Origin of the sequence: Nocardia brasiliensis ATCC 700358 (genome assembly GCF_000250675.2) — a bacterium.
GTDB classification, from domain to species: Bacteria; Actinomycetota; Actinomycetes; order Mycobacteriales; family Mycobacteriaceae; genus Nocardia; species Nocardia brasiliensis_B.
Map to the genome: position 1 here is coordinate 840,368 of NC_018681.1, position 22,245 is coordinate 862,612.

Consider the following 22,245-nt stretch of genomic DNA (forward strand, 5'->3'; position numbering starts at 1 on the left):
TAGTGGGCTACGGAAAGGATCGAACGCTATGAGCTTCGCCGATACTCTGAAGGGCCTGGTCGGCAAGGGCAAGGACGCGGCAGCCAAGAACGCCGACAAGATCAACGACGCGATCGACAAGGGCGGTGACTTCATCGACCAGAAGACGCAGGGCAAGTACTCGGACAAGATCGCGAAGGGCAAGGAGGCCGCCAAGAAGGCGGTCCCGCCGGAACAGCCGGGTACCCCCGAGCAGCCGGGTCCGCAGGGCTGATGAGCGGCGGGGACCCGGTTTCTGTCGGTCCCCGCCTCTAAACTCGTTGTCATGGCCGCCCGCCGGAACTTCGGGGGTATCGAGGTTGAGCTGAGCAACCTCGACAAAGTGCTGTATCCAGCCACCGGCACCACCAAAGGTGAAGTCATCGCCTACTATTCGGCGATCGCGCCCGCCATGCTGCCGCATATCGCCGGTCGAGCGGTCACCAGGAAGCGCTGGCCCAACGGCGTCGACGAACCCTCCTTCTTCGAGAAGAACCTTCCGTCGCACGCGCCGTCCTGGATCGAGCGACGCACCGTCCGGCACTCCGATCGCACGGTCACCTACCCGCTGATCGAATCCGAGGCGGGGATGGCCTGGCTCGGCCAGCAGGCGGCCCTGGAAGTTCATGTGCCGCAATGGCGTTTCGACGATGACGAGCGAGGGCCGGCCACCCGGCTGGTGTTCGACCTGGATCCCGGGCCCGGCGCCGGGCTGGCCGAATGCGCGAAGGTCGCGCTGGCGGTACGCGATATGGTCGAGGGCATCGGCCTGCGCGCGTTCCCGGTGACCAGCGGTAGCAAGGGAATTCATCTCTATGTCCCGCTGGATCGGGAGTTGCGCGGCAGCGGCGCGTCGACGGTGGCCAAGCAGGTCGCGAGCAATCTGGAGAAGCTGCATCCCGATCTGGTGACGGCCACCATGTCGAAATCCGTCCGCGGCGGCAAGGTATTCCTCGACTGGAGCCAGAACAACCCGTCCAAGACCACCATCGCGCCCTATTCGCTGCGCGGGCGGGAGCAGCCGAATGCGGCGGCGCCCCGTAGCTGGCGGGAATTGGAGAGCCGGAAAAAGCTGCGGCACCTGCGTTTCGACGAAGTCCTCGCGCGCTGGCAGTCCGACGGCGACCTGCTCGCCGAGCTGGATCCGGCGCTGCCGCAGCGTAATACCGCCTCGGCGGAGTCGGGCCCCGACGCCTTGGCGAAGTACCGGTCGATGCGTGATCCGGCGCGCACTCCCGAGCCCGTGCCGGCCGACCGGCCGGTGCCGGGGGAGGACAGTCGCTTCGTCGTGCAGGAGCACCATGCCCGGCGGCTGCATTGGGACGTGCGGCTGGAGCGGGGCGGCGTGCTGGTGTGCTGGGCCGTGCCGAAGGGACCGCCCACCTCCTCGAAGCAGAACCGCCTCGCCGTGCACACCGAGGACCACCCGCTGGAGTACCTGGATTTCCACGGCACGATCCCGAAGGGGCAGTACGGCGGGGGCGAGATGACGATCTGGGACTCCGGCACCTACGTCACCGAGAAATGGCGGGACGACGAGGTGATCGTCCGATTCCACGGCGAACGCCTCAACGGGCGCTATGCGCTGATCCAGACCAACGGCAATCAGTGGCTGATGCACCTGATGCGGGAACAGCACGGCGACGCGGCCGAGCCCGAGCCGAACGGTGCGGACACGGCCTCGACCGGGCGGATCATCAGGGTGTCCAGCGGTCCGGCGCCGTTCCCGCGGGGACTGGCGCCGATGCTCGCGACCCCCGGCGACGTCGCGGATCTGCACACCGACGAGTGGTGCTTCGAGACGAAGTGGGACGGCTTCCGGCTGATCGCGGAGATCAGCTCCGGCACAATGACTTTGCGTAGCCGCAAAGGCAACGTGGTGACCGCGCGGTACCCGGGGATCGGGCCGCTGGCCGACGAACTGGCCGGGCACGAGGTGGTGCTCGACGGTGAGGCGGTGGTGTTCGACGATCACGGTGTCGCCAATCTCGGCCTGTTGCAAGCGGATGCGGCGCGGGCCGTGTTCGTGGCCTTCGACGTGCTGTACCTGGACGGCACTTCGCTTGTCCGGAAACGGTATTCGGACCGGCGCCGGGTGCTGGAGGCGCTCGCCGGTACCGCGCCGTCGCTGCGGGTGCCGCCGCGACTGGACGGCGAGGGCGCCGACGCGGTGCGCTACAGCCAGGACCACGGTATGGAAGGCGTGATCGCCAAACGCAGGGATTCGGTCTATCTGCCGGGTAAGCGCGGGCACTCCTGGGTGAAGCAACGCAACTGGCGAACCCAGGACGTGGTGGTCGGCGGCTGGCGGCGCAGCGAAGCGCGCGAGTTCAAGTCGCTGCTCGTCGGCATTCCGTACGAGGGCAGGCTGATCTACGTCGGCCGGGTCGGCACCGGCTTCAACGATGCCGACATGCAGGGGCTGGCGGGACGGTTGGCGAAGCTCGAACGCAAGACGAACCCGTTCGACAACGACCTGACCGCCGAGGAACGCAAGGAAGCGGTGTGGGTGACACCGAAACTGCGCGGCTCGGTGCGGTTCATGAACTGGACCGAGACCGGCCGGCTGTGGCACCCGGCCTGGCTCGGCGCGCAGGACTGACGGTGTGACCGTTTTCGCGCTCGTCGTGCCGTCGCGGCACGTGTTCGCCTCGGTAGGGTGAGTCCGCGGTTGAACTCAGCGCGAGAACGAGGAGTGCACGGTGGACTTCAAGAACCTGGCAGGCAAGGCGCTCGACCTGGCGCAGCAGAACGCCGACAAGGTGGAGACCGTCATCGAGAAGGCGGGCGATATCGTCGACCAGAAAACCGGCGGTAAGTTCGCGGGGCAGGTGGACTCCGCGCAGGAGGCGGCGAAGAAGGCCCTGCGCAAGGAGGGCTGAGACCGGCTGCGGGGCGTCCAGTTCGTTCTGCAGCCGAAGCGGCATCGAACCCGTTGGGGCGAAGCATCTTTCGGCGGCGGACACGCGCGGCGGCGGCCTTGACCGAGGATGCCCGTTGCCCGGCCCCGCGCCCGGCAAGTACCGTGGACAACCCGGGGCTCGAGTGAATCGGCGCAGGTCACGGCTGGTGCGCGAGTGCGCCCGGGCGAACCCGGGGAGGCCCTGTGCGCGACCATCCTGCTGCCGCCGAGCGCGGCGTGTCCGGTCTATCGCGGCCGGTCGGCCGAATATGTCGGTCCGGCAACGAATTAGGGGTTTCGGCGAAACATCCGGCGAGTACCGGCCGGGGCGAGCGCGGGCAGGGTAGGTTGCCTGCCATGGCGACTCCGAGCGGAATCGGTAGTGGGGCAACGTTCGTCGGCGCGGCAACATCCACCCGAACCCGGAGAGCGGCCCTGCTCAGATTCGGCTTATCGGTGGCCGCCGCCGCGCTGCTGACCGCGACGCCGATCGTCCCGTCGGGGACGGCGCACGCCCAGATTCCGCCCCCGGACGCCGACCCCTTCTACGCGGCCCCTGCCGACCTCGCCGCCTACGCCGAGGGCGCGATCGTGGACTCGCGCCAGATCGCGTTGTTCGGGCTGCCGCTACCGGTTTCGACCTGGCAGGTGAAGTACCGCAGCACCGACGCGGGCGGCGCCGCCATCGCGGACGTCGCCACCGTCATGGTGCCGATGCTGCCCTGGTTCGGGCCGGGACCGCGGCCGCTGCTGTCGTATCAGATCGCCGAGGACAGCCTCGGCAGCCGGTGCGCGCCGTCCTACGCGCTGCGCGGCGGCGGCGATCTCGGTGGCGCGCAAGCCCTGATCGACACCCCGTTCATGGCCGACGCGCTGCGCCGCGGCTGGGCGGTGGTGACCAGCGATCACGAGGGCCCGCAGGCGCGATTCCTGGACGGGGTCAACGCGGGTCACGGTGTGCTGGACGGTATCCGGGCCGCGCGCGCGTTGCCCGCGGCCGGTCTCGGCCCGCAGACGCCGATCACCGCATGGGGTTATTCGGGTGGGGCGTTCGCGACGCTGTGGGCGGCGCAGATGCAGCCGCAGTACGCGCCGGACGTCCAATTCGCGGGCATCGCCGCGGGCGGCTTGCCGTCGAACTGGCCCGCCATCGCGAAGCACGTGGACGGTACCGGCCAGGCGGGCCTGGCCATGCTCATCCTGCTCGCGGCGATCAAGGACCAGCCGAGCGCCGGTGTCGCCGACCTGCTCAACGATCGTGGTCGAGCGATGCTGGCCGCGGACGGGAACGCCTGTGGTCCCGATCTGGTGCTGAAGTACATGGGCGCCCGCGTCGACGACTACGCCGCCGTCCCGGACCTGCTGTCCCACCCCAGTTTTCGTGCCGCCACCGCAGGCCAGGAGCTGGGCGACCCCGCCCCGACGGTGCCGTTGTACCTGTACCACAGCACCACCGACGACGTGATCCCCCCGGCGGGCTTCACCGACCTGGTGGGCCGCTACTGCGCACAGGGCGCCGACATCACGTATCTGAATTCGCCGCTCCCCGGCCACAATCCGGCCGCCGCGGGCGAAGCGCTCGGCGCCATGGCCTACCTCGCCGACCGGGTGGCCGGCGCTCCCGTGCCGCGGGGTTGCCACGCGCGCTAGCCGGCTGCCGCGCACCTTTTCGCGTGCCGCGCACGGACGCGCCGAGCGACGCGCCGCTGCTGGCACGAAAAGGTGCGCGTCGCGCCCGCACTGAAAGCCGCTGCCGCGCAAAACAGCACGGCGCACACCGGCCGAGCGGGCCGATGTGCGCCGTGGTGGGTGCGCGTCAGTTCTTGGGGCTGCCGTCGTTCATCCACTTGGTGGTGCCCGGCGGCGCGGTCAGGGTGCCGATCAGGTCGATGCCCGCGACGATCAGGGTGGGTCCACCGGCGACGATGGTGCCGATGATGCCACCGATCGCGGCGCCCGCCAGGACGCTGGCGATCACCGTCGGACCCCCGAGGATGCCGGTCAGGCCGACCAGCGCGCCGATCGCGGTGCCGATGAAACCGCCGACCGCGGTCGCGATGCCGAATTGCGAGAGAAATGCGTCCTGGGCCCGCTGATTCTCATACGGCGAGGCGATTTCCGTCGCGGGTACCGGACGCGCTTTCGCCGCGTCCTTGACCACGGTTAGTTCCAGGGTGCGGCCCGCGTCGCTCACCGCGTGCGGTAGCGGGTATTCCAGGCCGTCCTGCCGGAAGGCCAGCGGCATGGTCACCACGGTGTTGCCTGCCTCGTCCTTCACCGCGACCGCATCGCCCGCGACCTCGAACGAGCCGCCGGTGAGCGTGGTGATGATCTTGTCGCCCACCAGGTTCGACGCATAGCCGATGTCGTTGGCGGCCGGGGCGGCCGGCGCTGCGTACGAGGTGCCCGCGCCGACGGCGACCGCCGCGACGAGAGGAATGGCAGCCGCGGTGATCTTGCGGAGAATCATTCGGGTGTTCCCATCTTCATCAGGTTTCAAGCATTGGAGAACGCTGCGCACGCCGAATTTCCTTCCCCCACTGCGGTGCGCAGACACCATGTGATTCAAACAACAGCTACTCCACAGATAACTGTACCGCCCCGGAGGCGTTTGGCCCCAAAAATAGGGGGTATTCTTTCGGTTTAAAATACGCGGATTATGTTATAGCCGTTGGCTATTCAATTCCGGCTCAGTGCAGCACGTTGACCGCACGGGCGATGACCAGGGCCGCGAGCACGAGCGAGATCCCCGGCTGCGCCATCATCATCGCCTTCGCCCACCGCGTCATCGGCATCACGTCCGTCGGGCTGAAGGCCGTGGCGTTCGTGAAGGACAGGTAGAGGTAGTCCATGAACTGGGGCTCCCATTCCGGGTCTGCCAGTTCGGGGTTCTGCATCTGGACAAACAAGAAGTCCGGCAACGGTTTTCGCGCGTTTGCCCGGGCGCCTGGGCCGCCCCGGTCGAACTCCCAATAGCCGAGCCCGAACACCACCACATTGGTCAGCCAGATCGCCGCGCCGGAACCGAGCAACCGGGCCGGGTCGTCGCTGAGCGTCCCGTCGATCAGTCCCATGACCAGGTGATAGGCCGAATACGCGGTCGCCATCGCGAGCAGGCCGACCAATATCAGCCCGCCCCAGCGCAACCAGTTCTCTTCCCGGTCGCGGCGCAGCGGATCGGCTACCGCCAGCACGACCACGAGCAAACCTTCCAGCGCCGGCAGCAACCATCCAGGCGCCGGCAGAAACCGGTCCGGCAACGCGAGCTGCAACCCGATCATGGCCAGCACGGCCACCGACATCGCCGCCCGGGACTCCCGGGCGGTCCGTCGCTGCCAAGCCGGTACCGCGTCGTCACTCATTCGGGCCAGTATCACCCGTCGGCGCAACGTCTTCCGGGAGGCGGGGCGGGCCCGCTCAGAGCAGCGCGAGGCCGAGGGCGAACGCGCCGCCGCACACGGCGAATACGACGGCCAGTGCGATGGCGTCGCGTCGTCCCGGCGAGCTGGGATGGGCGGCGAGTTCGCCGGTGCCGCCGCGCGCGGAGATCGCTTCGCCGAGTTCGCCCGCGCGGCGGGTGGATACGGCCATGGCGGCGGTGAGGATATCGATCAGCACGTTCTCGGTGGCCAGATAGAGCGCGCCGTCTTTGGGCCGGAGTTTGCGCGCGGCGCGCAGCACCCGGATCTCGTCCATCAGCAGCGGCAGACCGCGCAGGGTGAGCGCGACGACTACCGCCCACTCGTCGACGGGCACCCGGAGTTTGCGCAGCGGCGCACCGAGTTTGGCGAGTGCGGGCGCGATATCGCTCATCGGCGTCGTCCAGGCGACGAGGAAGGACGCGGCCACCATGATCAGGCCGAAGATCGTCACCTGGGCGTAGCGCAGCAGGGCCTGACCGCCGACCGGCAGGTTGATCAGCGCCCCCGCGACGAGCAGCGCCCAGAACCACCAGGGCAGCCGCGGCAGGGTGCCGAGCGGCAGCCGGGCGACCACGCCGATGAAGATCAGGAAGGCGATCAGGATGCCGAGCACCGGCCAGGTCGGCAGGACCATCAGCAGCAGGCTGATCAGGAAGGTCGCGATCATCTTGGTGCCCGCCCAGAGCCGGTGCACCGGGCTCTCCACGGGCACCTGACGAAACAGCACGAGGCTCATCCGCACACCTCGGCACGCGTCGTGGCGTAGTCCATCATCGACCTCCGTGCTCTAGACCCCACGCCGCGTCGCCCGGTCGCGACGCCGGCCCGGCCGGGTGCGGATCAGGGTGGGGCGCGAGGGTTTTCGGTACCGGCGCGACGTCCGTCGCCGATTCGGTGGCGAGCAGCCGCCCGGACCGCAGGTGCACCGTGCGGTCGCACACCGCGGACATGTCCTCGACATCGTGCGAGATGACGATCAGGGTCAAGCCCGAATCGCGTAGCCGTGCAAGCAGTTCCACGATATCGGCGCGGCCTTCGGGATCGAGGCCGGCGAGCGGCTCGTCCAGTACCACCACCTGCGGGTGGCTGGCCACGATGGCCGCGAGCACCACCCGCTTGGCCTGGCCGCCGCTGAGCTCCTCGATCGAGCGGGCCGCCAGCGAGCGATCGAGGCCGACGGCGTCCAGCGCCCGCCCGACCGCGCCCGAGCCGGTGGCCCGTCCGCCCCAGTCCGCGATCTCCGCGCCGACCGTCTGCTTCTGCAATTGCAGCCGGGAATGCTGGAAGGCCAGTTCCACCCGGCCGATCTGCTTGGTGATCGACTTGCCGCCGAGTTCGCAACGGCCGGAACTGGGTTCGATCAATCCGGCCATGATCCAGGCGAGGGTGGACTTGCCCGATCCGTTGCCGCCGACCACCAGCAGGGCCTCGCCGCGGCGCACGGTGAGGTCGACGGAGTCGAGCGCCGCCGCCTCCCACGGGGTGCCGCGGTTGTAAGTGTGTCGTACGCCGCGTAATTCGAGCAGGGTCTCGCCCATCGGCCTGCGCCGGTCCGCGCGGGCCGGCCGGGGCCAGGCGGGCAGGCTGTCCACCGCGCGCCCGTCCGCGAGATGCACCACCCGGTCGGCCGCGTCGGCGTCGGCCTCGTGGTGGGTCACCAGCACCACGGCCATGCCGTGTCGTTTCGGCAGCGCGGCAAGCAGTTCGACGAGTTCGCGGCGCCCGTCGGGATCGATCATCGAGGTGGCCTCGTCGGCGATGAGCAGTGCGGGTCTGCGGGCCAGTGCCGCGGCGACCGCGAGCCGCTGCTGCTGCCCGCCGGACAACGTCGCCGTCTCCTTGGCGCCCATGCCCGCCAAACCGACTTCGCCGAGCAGCGCCTCGACGTCGACCTCGGCCGCGAGTTCCGGTGGCAGGCCCCACACCACGTCGTCGGCGACGAGCACGCCGAGGGTCTGACTCTCCGGCCGCTGCATGACCAGCGCGGTGCCGCCGGGATGCCCGAGGCCCGCTGAGCCCGGCCGGCGCACGGTGCCGGTCGTCGGCGGCAGGCCCGCGAGCAGCCGGGTCAGCGTCGATTTGCCGGAGCCGTTGTGCCCGACCACCGCGACGAACTCGCCGACGTCCACGGTCAGGTCGATATCGCGCAGCGCCGCGCGTTGCGCATCCGGGTAGTGGAATCCGGCGCCCTGCAAGGTCACCGGCAGCGGCCCGATCGGCCGGTCGTCCGGCGGCGCGTCGAGCCGGTCGTGGCCGGGCAGCCAGGCCAGCCGGTCCAGCACCGAGCCGAGCACGAACCAGGAGAACAGCGTCGTGGTCACGATGCCGAGCGCGGCGCCGCCGCCGACCCACAGCCACCACCACCGCAGCACCGAATCGGTGATATCCGCGGCGGCGCGGCCGAGCGGTTCCAGTTGCGATTGGCGCGCCGCGAGATCCTGGATGCCGCGTGAGGCGTTGCGGATGTTGTCGAACACCAGGTTGCGCGTCGCGGTGACCACCTGCAGGAAGCCGACCGAGAACGCGCCCCAGATCAGCCCGGCCAGCACCGAGAGGCCGAACACGGTCACGAATCCGCCGCCACGGCGCTTCTGCACGCCGATGATGCCCGCGATCGTCGAGGTCATCAGCAGCCCGATGGTGGCGAGCAGCCCGGTCGCGACGAAGGTGACCAGGGTCGCCGCGATGGCGGCGGTGAGCAGTGCGCGCAACCGGAACCGGTGCGCGATCATCCCCATCGGCACCGCCGCGACCAGATTCAGCGCGGCGGCCATCGGGATCACCGACCCGACGGTGACCAGCCCGACGGTGGCGCCGCCGAGCACCGCGCCGGTGGCCAGCTCGATCGGACGCAACGGCCCGTGCTCGGCCGGTTTGTCAGCTGTCGGCAGTCCACTCACGGCACAAGTCTGCCACCCCGCGCCGACCCGCCTCAGCCTGCGGAGGTGAGGGTGTAGTCCGCCGGGTCGAGCTTGCGGAGGTGACGGCGGTAGCTGGTCTGCGAACCGGGCCAGTTGTTGGTGATCCGGCCCGCGGCGTCGCGATACCAGCTCGAGCAGAAGTTCCACGGGGTTCGGGACAGCCGCTGCTGCAGCGCGTCGTTGAACCGCTGCTCCTGGTCGGCACGCACCTCGAGCCGCCGCCCGTCGCCGAGCAGCGCGACCGCCTGACGGATATAGCGGGCCTGCGATTCGATCATGTAGATGATCGAGCCGACCCCGAGGTTGGTGTTCGGGCCGTAGACCAGGAACAGGTTGGGGAAGTCCGGCACGGCGATGCCGTAGAACGCGTGCGCCCCCTCGGCCCAGGCATCGGACAGCTTGCGGCCCGCGCGGCCGTAGATGTCCATGGGCCAGAGGAATTCGGTGCCCTTGAAACCGGTGCCGTAGATGATCACGTCCGCCGGGTGCACGGTGCCGTCGGCGGTGCGTACGCCCTCGGGCATCACCTCGGTGATGGCGGTGGTCTCGACGTGCACGTTCGGCTGGGTGAGGGCCGGGTAGTAGTCGTTGGAGAACAAGGCGCGCTTGCAGCCGATCGGGTAGTCCGGGGTGAGCTCGGCCCGCAGCCGCGGATCGGCGACCTGCTTGCGCAGATGCCGTTCGGCGATGCGGGCCACCAGCCGGGCGATGGCCGGGAACTCCACCAGGCCGAGCGAGACGAACTCCGCGATCGCCCACCAGCCGAACCGCTCGACCAGCAGCGCGCCGGGCAGGCGGGCGAACAACCGGTGCTGGACCGGCGAGTAATCGGTGTCGAACTTGGGGATCACCCAGGCCGGTGTGCGCTGGAACAGCGTCAATTCGGCCACCCGCGGCTGGATCTCGGGGACGAACTGGATAGCGCTCGCGCCGGTGCCGATACAGGCGACCCGCTTGCCGCTCAGTTCGACCGTGTGGTCCCACTCCGCGGAGTGGAACGCCGGGCCCGCGAACGTGTCGAGGCCCGCGATATCCGGCAGGGCGGGCCGGGACAGCTGTCCGACCGCGGGGATCAGCACGTCCGCGGTGCGCGCGGTGCCGTCCGCGGTGTGTACCGTCCAGCGGCCGGTCGCGTCGTCGAACTCGGCGTGCGTCACGTCGGCGCCGAATCGGATGCTGTCGAGCACGCCGTTGCGGGCCGCCACACCGCGCAGGTAGTCGTGGATGGCGAGGCGTCCGGAATAGCGCTGCGGCCAGTCCGGCTTCGGCTCGAAGGAGAACGAGTACAGCGGGGACGGCACGTCGCAGGCGGCGCCGGGATAGGTGTTCTCGCGCCACACACCGCCGAGGTCCGCGGCCCGCTCCAGAATGGTGATGTCGGGTAAACCGTTGCGGCGCAACTCGATCGCCATCCCGATCCCGCCGAACCCCGCGCCGATGATCACCACCGACGGCTGCCGCCCTGCTGCCATGTGACACTCCTCACGGGAATGCAGTTACTTCCACTCTAAGTCCCCGCCACCCACCCGATCGACAAATTCGGCCACAGAGTCCAGAGCGCTTGCGAGCCACGTATGTGCGAGGCCGCTGGGAGCGCTTGCGAGCCGCGAATGCGCGAGGCCGCTGGGAGCGCTTGCGAGTCACGTATGTGCGAGGCCGCTTAGAGCGCTTGCGAGTCATGAATATGCGAGGCCGCTGGGAGCGCTTGCGAGTCACGGATGTGCGAGGCCGCATAGTGTGGCGCTGTGGAACGGGTGCAGGATCCGGGGATCCGTGACTGGAACTTTCCGCGCGGGATAGCCAGCGTGGCGCTGATGGTCGCGTACGCGGGGGAGCGCGGCGTGCCCGCGGGGCGCATGCTCGCCGGGACGGGGCTCACCGAATCGTTGCTGCGCGACCCGGACGCGCAGATCGCCGCGCATGTGGAACTCGCGGTGATCCGCAATCTGGTGCGCGAACTCGCCGCGCGCCCCGCGGTGGGGGTGGAGGTGGGCCGCCGCTATCGGATCACCACCTTCGGCATCTTCGGCTTCGCGTGCGTCAGCAGCCCGACCCTCGGCGAGGCGATCTCGTTCGCGCTGCGCTATCTCGAACTGAGCTTCACCTTCTGCCTGCCGGTCGCCGAGTGGCGCGAGGGCGAATTCGTGGCGTGGGTGCACGACGAGCTGATCCCCGCCGATGTGCGCCAGTTCCTGGTGGAGCGCGACGTCACCGCGATGCATCAGGTGATGAGCGATCTGCTCGGCAGGCAGTTGCCTCTGGCCAGGGCCGAATTCCGGTTCCCGGAACCGGCATACGCGGACCGGATCGAAGAGGTCACGGTGGTGCGTCCGCGTTTCGGGCGGCCGCGCAATCTGTTCGCCATCGACCCGGCCGTGCTGGATCAGCCGCTGCCCCAGGCGAACGAGCAGACCTGGGCCATGTGCCTGGCGCAATGCCGGGATCTGGTGCACCGCAGGCGCGCCCGCACCGGCATCGCCGCCGAGGTGCGTGCGCTGCTCGTGCCCGGCGGGTCGGAGGGCTTCACCGCGCCACCCGGAATCGATTCCGTCGCCCGCGATCTCAATATCAGCACGCGCACTCTGCGTCGTCACCTGGACGCGGCGGGCACCAGCTATCGCGCTCTGCTCGACGAGGTGCGTCGCGCGCTGGCCGAGGAAATGCTCACCACCACACCGCTTTCGGTGAGCGATGTGGCGATCCGGCTCGGCTACGCCGAGTCGTCCACCTTCATCTACGCGTTCAAACGCTGGACCGGTGCGACTCCGGCCGCCTATCGCCGGGAACGCGCTCTGCGTCGCTGAGCTGCGCCCTGGTCAGGACTCTTCGCCGCGACCGCCTCTGCTTCCCGCGTAAGCGAATTCGCGTACCTTGCCCACGGCTTTGGGTACCAGGTCCACACCATCCGGGGCGTTGAGCATCGGATCGTAGAAGTCCGTCCGATGTTCCTGCGGTTCGGCGAGGCGCAGGGTCAGCTCCGCCAAGCGGAAGGTCGGCGTGCCGAGGCCGCTGGCCGTCAAATCGAACGAAAGGGCATTGTCGCGCAGGTACTCCCGCAGTTCGGCCAGCGAGGCCGTAGTGGGCTGATCCGGGTCGGGTTCGGCGAAAAACCAAGTGGGCGCCGAGCTTCCGATCCGGTAGGGCATCAGGCTGCCGTACCGCGCGTGCGCCCAGCCGCGGGCCGGCGTGATGACGAACCGGCCGAGCGCGCCGCGCCCCGTGGTCGCCAACGCGAAATCCCAAGGCCGGTCCTGGCTGTCGAGCACCCGGAAGGCGAAGCCGAGCACATCGGGCAGCCCGCCCGGCGTGCCGACGCCTTTGGACAGCCGGGCGATGACGGCGCGGTCACCCTCGCCGAACAGGGTGGTGAATTCACCCTCGGCACGCAGCCGCCCGGACAGCGCCAGGCCGTTCGGATGAAAGACCCTGGCCCGCCGCAACCGGGCTCCGGCGGCGAAGGCGGTACGTACTGCTGACGCGGCAAGATCCGGCATCGGAGTTCCTTCTGCTCGAGGGACACTGCTATCCCTCGACTGCCCGGACCCGGCGCGGCTAAACGGCGTCGGTTCAGCTGGGCGGCACGCCGACCCGGCCGCCCATCGGCACGCTGCGGAAATGGGTTGTCAGGCCGTGCTTTTCGTCGATGATATGCAGGGCTATCGCCGGGTCCGGCGCGTAGTCCATCACGTGGTCCGGCGGGTCCAGTTCCCACTCGCCGCCGAGCACGGACGCGGTGCTCGGTGCGACCAGCAGCGGGCGGCCCGCGAATGTCGTTGTGGCCGCGGAATGCGCGTGACCGGTGAGCACGGCGATGATGCGATCGTCGCCCGCGACCAGCTCGGCGAGCTTCTCCGGCTCCGCCAGCGCGATCTCGTCGACGATCGGGCTGAACAGGTGTGCGGGCGGATGATGCAGGGCCACCAGCACCGGCTTGTTCGCCGGCGCCGCCGCGAGCACGTCGCGCAGCCAGGCGTAGGTGTCCTCGGTGAGCAGGCCGCTCGGCTCACCCGGAATGCTCGAATCCAGCAGGGCGACGGTGAGATCCCCGATCCGATGGCTCTGGTTGATCGGCGCGGTCGAGGCAGTGGTGCCCAGCAGGACGCTGCGGAACGTCGCGCGATCGTCGTGGTTGCCCGGGATGGCGTACACCGGGATATCGAGTTCGAAGGCGCGCCTGGCCTGCTCGTACTGTTCGGGTTTGCCGGAATCGGTGACATCGCCGGTCACCAGGATCGCGTCCGGCCTGTGGCGCAGGCCGGTGAGAAAGGCCATCACCCGCTCGACCCGGGCGGCGTTGCGGGCGCCGAGATCGAAATGGGTGTCGCTGACCTGAGCCACCAAGATCATCGGTGTTCGCTTTCTCTGGGGGATCGCTCCGTTGCGTCAGAGTGTGCCCGCCTCCCGTGCGCGACACGGTACAAGGCTAGTTGACCTGCGGCTTAACCGTCGCCATGAGGCTCACCACCAGCGAAAACGTGCGCGGTGGTCTGTGTCGGCGGTCATAGCGGCGTTCAGTTCGGCTCGTCGGTGACCAGGGCTGCCAACCGCTGTAACGAGCGGAGGAAGACCCGGCGGTCGGCCGCGGGCAGCTGGCTCAACCAGTGTTCTTCCTGCTCCTGGATATCGCGCTGGGCGCGGTCGCGCAGCTCGCGTCCGGCGGCGGTGAGCGACACCAGATTCACCCGGCGGTCCGCCGGATCCGGTTCACGCCGAATGAGTTCGCGCTGCTGCAACTCGTCGAGCACGCCGATGATCCGGGTCTTGTCCGCGCCGATCGCCTTGGCCAGTGCGGCCTGCGTGTAGACGGGCTCGCGGCCGAGCCCGAGCAGGACGGCGTACGCCCACATCGACAGCTCATGGCGTTGCAGGACAGGCAGTTCCGCCGCCATCAGCGCGCGGCCGAGTGGCGCGATCATCGCGGCGAGGTCGGGTCGGCGTGCTTCGGACATGGGTAGAAAGTACTGCTTGCGAGATAATAAGCTCACGCATACGATATGTATGAGCTTATCAATTGAAATCTGCGAGGAGAGCCGAGATGTCCATCGATCCGGATACCCGTACGGAATTGCGCACCCTCGACGCGCTGGTGCAGGAGGTCGACCTCGTCGCCTTGGACGCGCAGGCGGTGCGGGCCAGTGTCGCCCTGGTCGAGCGGGTGACCGGCGCCGATCTCCGGAAGCCGACACCGTGCGCCGACTGGACCCTGCACGGCCTGCTGACGCACATGATCGCCCAGCACCACGGTTTCGCCGCGGCGATGCGCGGGGACGGCGACCCGGCCGTGTGGAAGACCCGCGCGCTCGGTGCCGACCCGGTGGCGAGCTATCAGGCCGCCGCGACGGACGTCCTCGCCGCGTTCGCCGAACCGGCGGTGCTCGACCGGAAGATTCTGCTCGCCGAATTCAGCGCCGAGTTCCAGTTCTCCGGCGCGCAGGCGGTGAGCTTTCATTTCATCGACTACGTCGTCCATTCCTGGGACGTGGCAAAGACTTTGGGGCTGCCCGTGCAGTTCGACGCGGACCTGCTCGACGCCGCCTACTCCGTCGCCGCGGCCGTTCCCGGGGGCGAGATCCGCCTCGCGCCCGGCGCCGCCTTCGCCCCTGCGGTTCCGTGGTCCACCACGGACCTGCTCGACCGGATCGTCGCCATGCTCGGACGCTCCCCGCGGTGGCCGCGCGACTGATCCGGGCGGTGGCTAAAGGGTGGCGAGCATGCGGCCGGCCTCGTCGGGTGTCGCCTCGACCGGGAGCCAGAACTCGGCGTCCGGTGTCGCCTCGAGCGCGAGTTCCGGTGGCGTACGCCAGGATGCGGTCAGTCCGAGCCGCCAGGAATGCAGATAGGTGCGCTCGTGGATACCCGATTTGTCGAAGAGGGGATCGCCGACGATGGGGTGGCCGATCCAGGCCAGTTGCACCCTGATCTGGTGCCGGCGTCCGGTGATCGGGCGCAGCGCGAGCACCGTGCGCTCCGCCCGCCGCAGCACCGTGGTGAACTGCGTGGTGGACGGGTACGACTTGGTGTCGAGCAGGTCGGCGTCGTCGACGAACCAGCGGTCGCCGACTCGCTGGATGCACTCGCGCGGGGCCGCGATCCGCACCCGGTTCTTGCGCCCGACACTGAGCGGTAGCTCCAGCGTCCCGGTCTCGGGCAGCCCGGCCGACTCGACGATGGCCAGATACGCCTTGTCCGCGGTCTGCTTGTTGAACTGTCTGGTCAACTGGCCGTGCGCACCGAGTTCCTTGGCGAACAAGATCAGGCCGGAGGTCACCTTGTCGATCCGGTGCACCGGGTAGAGCGTTTCACCCGCCGCGGCCGCCAGTTCGACGAGATCGGTGTCGTGTCGCTCGCCGGTGACCGAGATGCCGGCGGGCTTGTGCAACGCCAGAATCGCGTCGTCCTCCGCGACGAGGCAGCGGGTGCGCAGCTCGGACCAGTCCATTTCCACCGGGATGAGGATACGGACGGCCGGTCGCCGGACCGTTGCGCGCCCGGCTCAGCTCTTCTTCTCGTTGCGCCGCAGCACATGCGGGCGGAGCCGGTTGAATCCGCGCACCCGCACGCTGCGCAGGTTCTTGACGATGAATTCCGGCTCGCCGTCGAGCGCGTTGGCGGCCTCGTCGTCGATCATCACCGTGCCCGGCCGTGCGACACCGGTGAGCCGGGACGCGATGTTCACGACCGAGCCGTACAGGTCGCCGAACCGTTGCAGCACCGGCCCGTACGCCACCGCGACCCGCAGCTCCGGGGTGCCGCCCACCATCATGGTCGACTCCTGGATGGCCAGCGCGATGCGGGCCGCGTCGGCAGCGCTGGTGGCCGCGAACATCACCTCGTCGCCGACGTTCTTCACCACCCAGCCGCCGTTCTCGGTGATCGCGGCGGTGGTGGTGGACTCGAACGACTCCAGCAGCAGCGACAGCTCGTCGGGGTGCAGATGCCTGGTCAGCCGGGTGTAGCCGACCATGTCCGCGAAGCCCACCGCCAGATCGCGCACGGTCTCGCCGGCCGAGGTGCCGGGGTCGAGCGAACGCGACAGCGCCGCGGCGAGGTGGCGACGCCAGGCGTAACTGTTGAGCTGTTCGAGCGTGGCGATGGTGCCTTCGGTCGCGGCGCGGACGGTTTCGATGGGGTCCGCGTTCGGATCCGCGGCGGCGATGCGTGCGCCGATCTCGGCGAGCACCAGATCGACCTGCCATTCCGCCAATCGCGCCATGCCCTGGCCGAGGGTGCGCGCCGTCGCCGCCTGCTGCCGCGCGTCGGCGGAGGACAGGACGTCGAGGGTGCGGAAGTTCTCCACCGCCGCGATATCGGCGTCGGTGTAGTCGACGGCGTCGTCGTCCAGTCCGGCCGGGAAGCCGAGCGCGGTCCACAGCCGCTTGGTCAGCGTCGTGGTGCTGTCCGACTGCTCGGCGACCTGGGTGCGGGTGTACTGCCGCGGGCCGTCGAGCAGATACGCCTCGACAACCGCCTGCACCAGCTCGGACTTCTCGGTGGGCACCATGTCCGTACCTTACGACGGGCCCGGCCGCGGCCGGTGTGAACGCCGTCGCAATTGGGTGACCTCACAGCGGCCGGGCCGCGGCGTCGGTCAGCGCCGTGGCGGCACGTAGCAGATCGTCAGCTGGAACCGCTGGTTCGTCACGGCGTCTTCACGTTCCCCGCAGAGACCGGAATCGGCGACACCCTGATGGATCGCGGTGACCCTGCCGATCTCGTTGCCGGGCACCGCGCAGTCCACCTTGTGATACGGGCCGTTGCCGGTGAAGTCGTAGCAGGTGCCCTCCCGCCAATCGAAGACGAAGCAATAGGTCGGCGACACATCGCCATTGCGGTCACCGGTGGAGAACTCCACGTCGGCCGCCGGATCGCTGCATTCGCCGTAGGTCTTCTCCACCAGCCGGTAGTTGGCTTCCAGTGAACCGCAGTCGGCGGGTGTGCCGGAGCGATCCGAATAGTTGATGCAGTCGCCGACTTCCAGCGACTCGACCGAATCCGGCACGGCCGCCGCGATTCCCGAGCCGACGAGGCAAGTGATCGAAAGGGCGCCGAGCGCCACCGTGGCCGGTGCAGCGAAATTCCGCATGCCGAGGTCCTCCCCATGGTGCACACAACCGGTTGTGCGACAACCGATGTCGCGCCGGACGCGGCGCAACCGCAGCACATTACCCAAGCGCGGTGCTCAGCACGAATCACCTGCGCCGGCAGGGCAGTGGCGCTCTTGCGACGTCCGCTATCGCTGGGCCGGGGTGGCCTTGATGTGGTCGAGGAAAGCATCGAGGGCAGACCACATCTGGGGGTTCAGCTGGGTGTGCGTGCCGGTGCCCGTGACGGTGCGGAAGTCGGCTCCGTTCGCGGCGAGCTGAGCGGCGAGCGTCCCGTGCAACGGGGACGGGACCGTCGTGTCGGTGAGATTGACCAGCAGCAGGATCGGGGCGTCGTAGCCGGCGGTCGGCACCGTCAGGTAGTCGTCGTAGGCGGCACGAAGGGTGCTGTCGGACAACGACTTCGAGAGCAGCTGGCCGATGCCCAGGCCGTCCACCCTGGCTTCGATCTCCGGTTTGCACATGGTGCCGATCTCGTCGATCACGGTGCGCCCCAGCGGGCTGAGGAACTGATTCACGTCGACATCTGGCCGAGCGGCGCGTAGTCCGGCCAGGATGCTGGAGAAGAAGCCGAGCGTTTCGCTGGTGCCGGGCAGCGTCGGAATGCCCGGCCCCGCAATGGGAAGTACCTTCTCGACATCGGATTCCGGGTCTACTGCGACGGTCCCGCGGAAGTCGAGTTCGGGCGCGTAGGTCGATTGCAGGTGGCCGGTGCCAAGGGCTGCTTGCCCGCCTTGCGAGAGGCCGAGCACGGACCAGGTCTCGGACAGCTCCGGCCGGGCCGAGCGGGCGGCGCGCAGCAGATCGAGGGTGGCGGTGGCCTCGGTGCGCAGCTCGAGGTACGGGTGCGGGCCGGTGTCGAACAGGCCGAGACCGAGATAATCGGGCGCCACGACGGCGAAGCCCTGGGCGACGAGATGCTGCATGATCCCGTCTTCTTCCTCGTGCCAGTGCGAGGCGGGCGCGGTGCCGGGATCGGATTCGCCGCCGCACCCCTGCCCGAGTCCGGTGGTGCCGTGGTCGAATGCGACGATCGGCCAGCCGCCCGCGGGAGGGGTGCCTTGCGGGACGAACAGCGCACCGCTGGCGGGCTTCGGGGTGCCGTCGGAGCCGGTCATCCAGTAGCTGATCGCCGACCCATCGGCCATGCCGTGCCAGCCGTCGGCCTGCGGTGTCACCTGGATCAGCATCCCCGGAGCTTCCGCAACCGCCGGAGTGGCTTGCAGGGCGAGTGCGGTGCAGGCCGCCGCCGTGGCAACCGCGACGGAACTTTTCCAACCACGAATAACGCGCATCGAAACCCTCTCCACCTTGTTGGACGACCGTCCAGTTGAAGATCAGGTTAGGCCGGTTGTGTATCTACCACATCGTGTGATGGCGAACTGTAAGCAAACCCACGCTACCTGTGCGGCTGTGCCGAGCGGACTCGAACGCGCCGGAGTGTGCGGTATCGCGCCGCGCCACGGGGTTGTCCGATGGTCGTAGGTGCCGGGCAAACGCGGCAGCAGGGGACCGATGCGCCCGGTCGCTTGTGCACTGAATCGTGCCCACGGTGGGCGCGTGCGGGCACGGCGTTTGTCTGTGCGGTCGCGTCAGGTCTGCTGCTGAATGCGCCCGGCCAGCACTCGGGCTTGCCGCTGATGCTCTGTCGCTGGACGGCCGAGTGCGGTCGCGAGGTTCGCAAGGTAGTGCGCGACGGGTTCCAGGGTGACCATTCCGCTACCCGCGCCCGCGAGTTCGGTTGCGGCGGGTAGTAATTGGTCGTAGCAGCGGAGCATGGTCACTTCTTCGCCCAGGGCGAGTGCGGCGCGCGCGGTGAGGCAGGTGCGGAGTTCATAGAGCAGGTCGTGCGGCGAGTCCGGTGTCGCCAGCAGTGCGCTGGTGGCCTCCTCGTGAAGTCCGCTGTCCAACAGGGCTATTGGTCGAATCCACGGTTCATATGGCCCGTACTGCTCGGTGGCGGTCGGGTCGATAGGCAGTCCGTGGCGCAGCCGCAGGCAGCAGAGCGCGAGGGGGAGCAGGCCCCGTTCTACTCCGGGCATGCCGCTGCCGCCGAGGCTTTCGGCCGCCGCGCGGTAAGCAGCCTCGGCCTGGGCCGGACTGCCGGTGAGGGCGGTACGCAGGGCCGCGAACCACTCCGTGAACACGCCGACCATCGGTAGTTCGTATTCGGTCGCCAACCGATCCGCCGCGGCCGCGTGATCCGCGGCCGCTCGGAGATCAGCTGTGGCACAGCTCGATTGGAGGGCGATGAGGTGGCCGAGAACCTCGAAGGAGATCAGCCGGTGTGCGCCGCCGAGCGCCACGAGTTCGTCGCCGATCCGGCCCCGTTCCGGGCTGAGGCCGGTGCGCTGGAAGGTGTGCATGAAGCGGCCGTTGAGGGCGAAGGCCAGCAGCGCGGGATCGTCGAGTTCCCGGGCGATCCGCTCCGCCGCCGCGGCCGCGCGTACGCCCCGGTCATCGGTGGTGCCACGGAGTTCCAGCGCCAGCGTGGTACACAACCGGGCCCGCAACTCGCGACGCTCGGCGGGCAGCCCCGTGAGCGCGCGCTCGGCGGCGGCCACGATGTGCCCGGCGAGTTCGGGATCATCGTTGGTCGTCCACACGGCGGGAATGTCGAACGCGCTCAGGATCTCTGCGGTCAGGGCGGGGTCGCCCCGCTGTTCGGCACGGGTGATGGCGAGGCGGCGGAACGTCCGCGCCTCATCCAGCGCACCGGTGATCGCCAGCACCCGCGCGAGTCCCGTCGTCGCGGCCAGTTGGGCGGACAGATCGGGGGTAGGCGATCGGTCGAAGGCCGCCAGGGCCGCCCGCCACAGCCGCACTGCCTCCGCCAGCGCGAAGCCTTGTTCGGCCGCGCGGGCGGCGGCGCTCGCGTACGCGGCGGCACTCGCGGCGGTCGCCCGGCTCTGTGCTCGGATGAAATGGTGCGCCAAGACGGAAACGTCTGTGGTGCCGGTCTTTTCGAGCAAGCTGCCGATCTCGCCGTGCCACGGGGCTCGGCGTGGGCCGCTGATCTCGTGGTAGACGGTGTCGCGGACCAGTTCGTGGGTGAAGCGCAGGGAGCCGTCCGGCAGTTCGGTGAGCAGCCCGACGGTTATGGCCTGGTCCAGCGCGTCGAGCGCGGACTCCGCGTCCCCGAACACCTCGAGGAGGACCTCTCGATCGATGTCCGCGCCGAGCACGGCGGCCTGCTGCACCACGGTCTGCGTGGCCGGCGGCAGTGCGGCCATCCGATGCCGGATGACCGCACGGACGCCCGCGGGTACCGCGTCGAACGCGGTGGTCCCTTCGTCGCGCAGCAGTCGCGCCAGTTCGCGGACGAAGAACGGATTGCCGTTGCTGCGCCGGTGAATTCGAGAGCCATGGCTGTCCGCGACCTCTGGTCCGGCTATCTCGCGCACCAGCGCGACGGTGTCGGCCTCGGACAGCCCGCCCAGGTAGATCCGTACGGGCTCGGTGGGGGCCACCTTCCCGAGCAGGGCGGTGAGTTCGGTGCCGATCTCCGTGCTGCGGTAGGTCGCCAGGACGAGTACCGGGCCCGCTGTTCGGCTGGTGGTCAGAGCGGCGAGCAGGTCGAGTGTCTCGGCACCGGCATTGTGCAGGTCGTCGAAGACCAAGAGCACGGGCGCGCGGCGCGCCACGTCCGCCAGTTCCGCAGCGGCGGCACGGTGGAACAGGAACCGAGCCTCGACCGGATCGGCCCCCGCGAAGGCAGGGCGCGACCGATCGGTCTCCGATTCCATTGGCGCGGGGCCGTTTTCGTCCTTGCTCGCTGCCAGATCCGGATCGGATCGGCTGTCCGCCAGTGCTGCACGGATCCTCGTCCACGCCCAGCCCGGTGGGACGCCGGTATCCGCGGGGTTCTCGCCGAGCGCGACACGCCAGCCGGCATCGGCCAGTAGGGACGAAAGCGTCTCGGCGAGAGAGCTTTTGCCGGAACCGGCTTCGCCGGAGAGCAGCGCGAGGTGGGTAACGCCGCGGCGCCGCACCACTGCGGCGGCATTGCGCAAAGTGTCGATTTCGGCTTTCCGGCCGAGGAAACCTGTTCCGGGCGAGGGAGTTCGAATCGTCGCAGGGGCGGGCCGCAGCTGTGGGGCGTGCGCCAGAATGTCCGCCTCCAGCTGTTGCAGGCCGGGGCCCGGGTCCGCACCGAGTTCGGTACGCAAGAGCCCGCGGACGTGGCGCAGCGCGGCCAGCGCATCGCTCTGCCTGCCCGACCGGTACAGCGCGAGGGCGAGCAGCTGCCAGGCGTGTTCCCGCAGCGGATGTGCGGCGAGCAGCGCATGCAGGCCGGACACCGCCTCGGCGGGCCGAGCGAGGTCGATCAGCGCGGCCGCACGGTGCTCGGCGGCGAGCTGCCGCAGGCCGTCCAGGCGATCGATTTCCGCACGCGCCCAACCCTGCTCGGCGAATTCGGCGTAGGCGGGGCCGTGCCACAGCGCGAGCGCGCCGTCGAGGGTCGTCAGCGCGTCGGCGCTGTCGCCGGCTGCCAGCAATTCGGCGGCCCGGCCGACCGCGGCGCCGAAATCGTCCGCGTCCACCGTGTCGGCGCGTAGTGCGTAGCCCGGTGTGGCGGTGACCAGCACCGTCGCCGGGCTGCGCGGCGCGCGGCCCGGTTCGAGGAGCCGCCGCAGTTCTGCGACGAACGTCTGGAGCGCACCCACCGCGCCCCGCGGCGGGTGCTCCCACAGGTCATCGATCAGCTGATCCGTGGTGACCATGCGCCCGTGCGCGACGAGCAGCCGGGCGAGCACGGCCCGATGCCGCGGGCCCTTCAGCGGTAACGGTTCGCCCGCCCGCTCGGCGCCGATGGGGCCGAGCACGCGGAAGCTGAGCCGCGTCACGCGACCGGTCCGGCGACGGCCGCGCTCAGTCGA

19 protein-coding genes are annotated in these 22,245 nt (G+C 69.4%); 6 read left to right on the forward strand and 13 right to left on the reverse strand.

Annotated elements, in window-relative coordinates:
* Positions 1–28 precede the first annotated feature (28 nt).
* The 4 genes from O3I_RS03855 (at position 29) to O3I_RS03870 (ending at position 4,570) form a co-directional block, all read left to right on the forward strand.
* Positions 29–253 carry an antitoxin gene (locus O3I_RS03855; RefSeq protein ID WP_014981582.1) on the forward strand — a complete coding sequence of 75 codons (225 nt, stop codon included), beginning with the start codon at positions 29–31 and terminating at the stop codon, positions 251–253.
* Between the two features lie 51 nt (positions 254–304).
* The gene (locus tag O3I_RS03860) at positions 305–2,620 is read left to right on the forward strand and encodes an ATP-dependent DNA ligase (protein WP_014981583.1); all 2,316 of its coding nucleotides are present in this window, start codon (positions 305–307) and stop codon (positions 2,618–2,620) included.
* 100 nt (positions 2,621–2,720) lie between these two features.
* Positions 2,721–2,900 carry an antitoxin gene (locus tag O3I_RS03865; protein ID WP_014981584.1) on the forward strand — a complete coding sequence of 60 codons (180 nt, stop codon included), beginning with the start codon at positions 2,721–2,723 and terminating at the stop codon, positions 2,898–2,900.
* A 377-nt stretch (positions 2,901–3,277) separates the two neighbouring features.
* Positions 3,278–4,570: a lipase family protein gene (locus O3I_RS03870; protein ID WP_081593888.1), complete on the forward strand. Its 1,293-nt coding sequence runs from the start codon at positions 3,278–3,280 to the stop codon at positions 4,568–4,570.
* Positions 4,571–4,736: 166 nt separating this feature from the next.
* Here the strand turns inward: O3I_RS03870 and O3I_RS03875 are convergent, their stop codons facing one another.
* The 5 genes from O3I_RS03875 to O3I_RS03895 all read right to left on the reverse strand — a co-directional run bounded on the left by O3I_RS03875 (position 4,737) and on the right by O3I_RS03895 (position 10,735).
* Positions 4,737–5,390 (reverse strand): hypothetical protein, encoded by a 654-nt coding sequence (locus tag O3I_RS03875; protein WP_014981586.1) that lies wholly within the window; start codon positions 5,388–5,390, stop codon positions 4,737–4,739.
* A gap of 220 nt (positions 5,391–5,610) precedes the next feature.
* Positions 5,611–6,282 carry a hypothetical protein gene (locus tag O3I_RS03880; protein ID WP_014981587.1) on the reverse strand — a complete coding sequence of 224 codons (672 nt, stop codon included), beginning with the start codon at positions 6,280–6,282 and terminating at the stop codon, positions 5,611–5,613.
* Positions 6,283–6,337: 55 nt separating this feature from the next.
* Entirely contained in the window at positions 6,338–7,078 is a 741-nt protein-coding gene (locus tag O3I_RS03885) for an energy-coupling factor transporter transmembrane component T family protein (protein ID WP_014981588.1), read from the reverse strand.
* Positions 7,079–7,112: 34 nt separating this feature from the next.
* A complete protein-coding gene (locus tag O3I_RS03890) occupies positions 7,113–9,242 on the reverse strand; it encodes an ABC transporter ATP-binding protein (protein ID WP_014981589.1) in 2,130 nt (709 codons plus the stop codon).
* 32 nt (positions 9,243–9,274) lie between these two features.
* Complete coding sequence (locus O3I_RS03895; RefSeq protein ID WP_014981590.1) at positions 9,275–10,735, reverse strand: flavin-containing monooxygenase; 1,461 nt, start codon at positions 10,733–10,735, stop codon at positions 9,275–9,277.
* A 273-nt stretch (positions 10,736–11,008) separates the two neighbouring features.
* On the opposite strand from O3I_RS03895, the gene O3I_RS03900 reads away from it, so the two are divergent.
* Positions 11,009–12,067 carry an AraC family transcriptional regulator gene (locus tag O3I_RS03900; protein ID WP_014981591.1) on the forward strand — a complete coding sequence of 353 codons (1,059 nt, stop codon included), beginning with the start codon at positions 11,009–11,011 and terminating at the stop codon, positions 12,065–12,067.
* Between the two features lie 12 nt (positions 12,068–12,079).
* Here O3I_RS03900 and O3I_RS03905 read toward each other — a convergent pair whose 3' ends face one another.
* The 3 genes from O3I_RS03905 to O3I_RS03915 all read right to left on the reverse strand — a co-directional run bounded on the left by O3I_RS03905 (position 12,080) and on the right by O3I_RS03915 (position 14,212).
* A complete protein-coding gene (locus O3I_RS03905; RefSeq protein ID WP_014981592.1) occupies positions 12,080–12,757 on the reverse strand; it encodes a hypothetical protein in 678 nt (225 codons plus the stop codon).
* 73 nt (positions 12,758–12,830) lie between these two features.
* Positions 12,831–13,610 (reverse strand): metallophosphoesterase, encoded by a 780-nt coding sequence (locus O3I_RS03910; protein ID WP_014981593.1) that lies wholly within the window; start codon positions 13,608–13,610, stop codon positions 12,831–12,833.
* Between the two features lie 164 nt (positions 13,611–13,774).
* The gene (locus O3I_RS03915) at positions 13,775–14,212 is read right to left on the reverse strand and encodes a MarR family winged helix-turn-helix transcriptional regulator (RefSeq protein WP_014981594.1); all 438 of its coding nucleotides are present in this window, start codon (positions 14,210–14,212) and stop codon (positions 13,775–13,777) included.
* A gap of 86 nt (positions 14,213–14,298) precedes the next feature.
* On the opposite strand from O3I_RS03915, the gene O3I_RS03920 reads away from it, so the two are divergent.
* A complete protein-coding gene (locus O3I_RS03920) occupies positions 14,299–14,946 on the forward strand; it encodes a TIGR03086 family metal-binding protein (protein ID WP_014981595.1) in 648 nt (215 codons plus the stop codon).
* A gap of 12 nt (positions 14,947–14,958) precedes the next feature.
* On the opposite strand, the gene O3I_RS03925 is transcribed toward O3I_RS03920, so the two are convergent.
* The 5 genes from O3I_RS03925 to O3I_RS03945 all read right to left on the reverse strand — a co-directional run bounded on the left by O3I_RS03925 (position 14,959) and on the right by O3I_RS03945 (position 22,212).
* Positions 14,959–15,702, reverse strand: a complete 744-nt coding sequence (locus O3I_RS03925; protein ID WP_014981596.1) for an RluA family pseudouridine synthase — start codon at positions 15,700–15,702, stop codon at positions 14,959–14,961.
* A gap of 54 nt (positions 15,703–15,756) precedes the next feature.
* A complete protein-coding gene (locus O3I_RS03930) occupies positions 15,757–16,764 on the reverse strand; it encodes an adenylate/guanylate cyclase domain-containing protein (protein ID WP_014981597.1) in 1,008 nt (335 codons plus the stop codon).
* Between the two features lie 87 nt (positions 16,765–16,851).
* Positions 16,852–17,346: a hypothetical protein gene (locus O3I_RS03935; RefSeq protein WP_014981598.1), complete on the reverse strand. Its 495-nt coding sequence runs from the start codon at positions 17,344–17,346 to the stop codon at positions 16,852–16,854.
* 147 nt (positions 17,347–17,493) lie between these two features.
* A complete protein-coding gene (locus O3I_RS03940; RefSeq protein WP_041562401.1) occupies positions 17,494–18,660 on the reverse strand; it encodes an alpha/beta fold hydrolase in 1,167 nt (388 codons plus the stop codon).
* 297 nt (positions 18,661–18,957) lie between these two features.
* Positions 18,958–22,212 (reverse strand): AfsR/SARP family transcriptional regulator, encoded by a 3,255-nt coding sequence (locus tag O3I_RS03945; protein WP_014981600.1) that lies wholly within the window; start codon positions 22,210–22,212, stop codon positions 18,958–18,960.
* Positions 22,213–22,245: the final 33 nt, after the last annotated feature.

Bases quoted from the DNA above. Each gene is read 5' to 3' on its own strand.
- O3I_RS03915 (WP_014981594.1), bottom strand. From the start codon at position 14,212: ATGTCCGAAGCACGCCGACCCGACCTCGCCGCGATGATCGCGCCACTC.
- O3I_RS03875 (WP_014981586.1), bottom strand. From the start codon at position 5,390: ATGATTCTCCGCAAGATCACCGCGGCTGCCATTCCTCTCGTCGCGGCG.
- O3I_RS03920 (WP_014981595.1), top strand. From the start codon at position 14,299: ATGTCCATCGATCCGGATACCCGTACGGAATTGCGCACCCTCGACGCG.
- O3I_RS03870 (WP_081593888.1), top strand. From the start codon at position 3,278: ATGGCGACTCCGAGCGGAATCGGTAGTGGGGCAACGTTCGTCGGCGCG.
- O3I_RS03935 (WP_014981598.1), bottom strand. From the start codon at position 17,346: ATGCGGAATTTCGCTGCACCGGCCACGGTGGCGCTCGGCGCCCTTTCG.
- O3I_RS03905 (WP_014981592.1), bottom strand. From the start codon at position 12,757: ATGCCGGATCTTGCCGCGTCAGCAGTACGTACCGCCTTCGCCGCCGGA.
- O3I_RS03855 (WP_014981582.1), top strand. From the start codon at position 29: ATGAGCTTCGCCGATACTCTGAAGGGCCTGGTCGGCAAGGGCAAGGAC.
- O3I_RS03885 (WP_014981588.1), bottom strand. From the start codon at position 7,078: ATGAGCCTCGTGCTGTTTCGTCAGGTGCCCGTGGAGAGCCCGGTGCAC.
- O3I_RS03880 (WP_014981587.1), bottom strand. From the start codon at position 6,282: ATGAGTGACGACGCGGTACCGGCTTGGCAGCGACGGACCGCCCGGGAG.
- O3I_RS03895 (WP_014981590.1), bottom strand. From the start codon at position 10,735: ATGGCAGCAGGGCGGCAGCCGTCGGTGGTGATCATCGGCGCGGGGTTC.
- O3I_RS03910 (WP_014981593.1), bottom strand. From the start codon at position 13,610: ATGATCTTGGTGGCTCAGGTCAGCGACACCCATTTCGATCTCGGCGCC.
- O3I_RS03860 (WP_014981583.1), top strand. From the start codon at position 305: ATGGCCGCCCGCCGGAACTTCGGGGGTATCGAGGTTGAGCTGAGCAAC.
- O3I_RS03940 (WP_041562401.1), bottom strand. From the start codon at position 18,660: ATGCGCGTTATTCGTGGTTGGAAAAGTTCCGTCGCGGTTGCCACGGCG.
- O3I_RS03930 (WP_014981597.1), bottom strand. From the start codon at position 16,764: ATGGTGCCCACCGAGAAGTCCGAGCTGGTGCAGGCGGTTGTCGAGGCG.
- O3I_RS03925 (WP_014981596.1), bottom strand. From the start codon at position 15,702: ATGGACTGGTCCGAGCTGCGCACCCGCTGCCTCGTCGCGGAGGACGAC.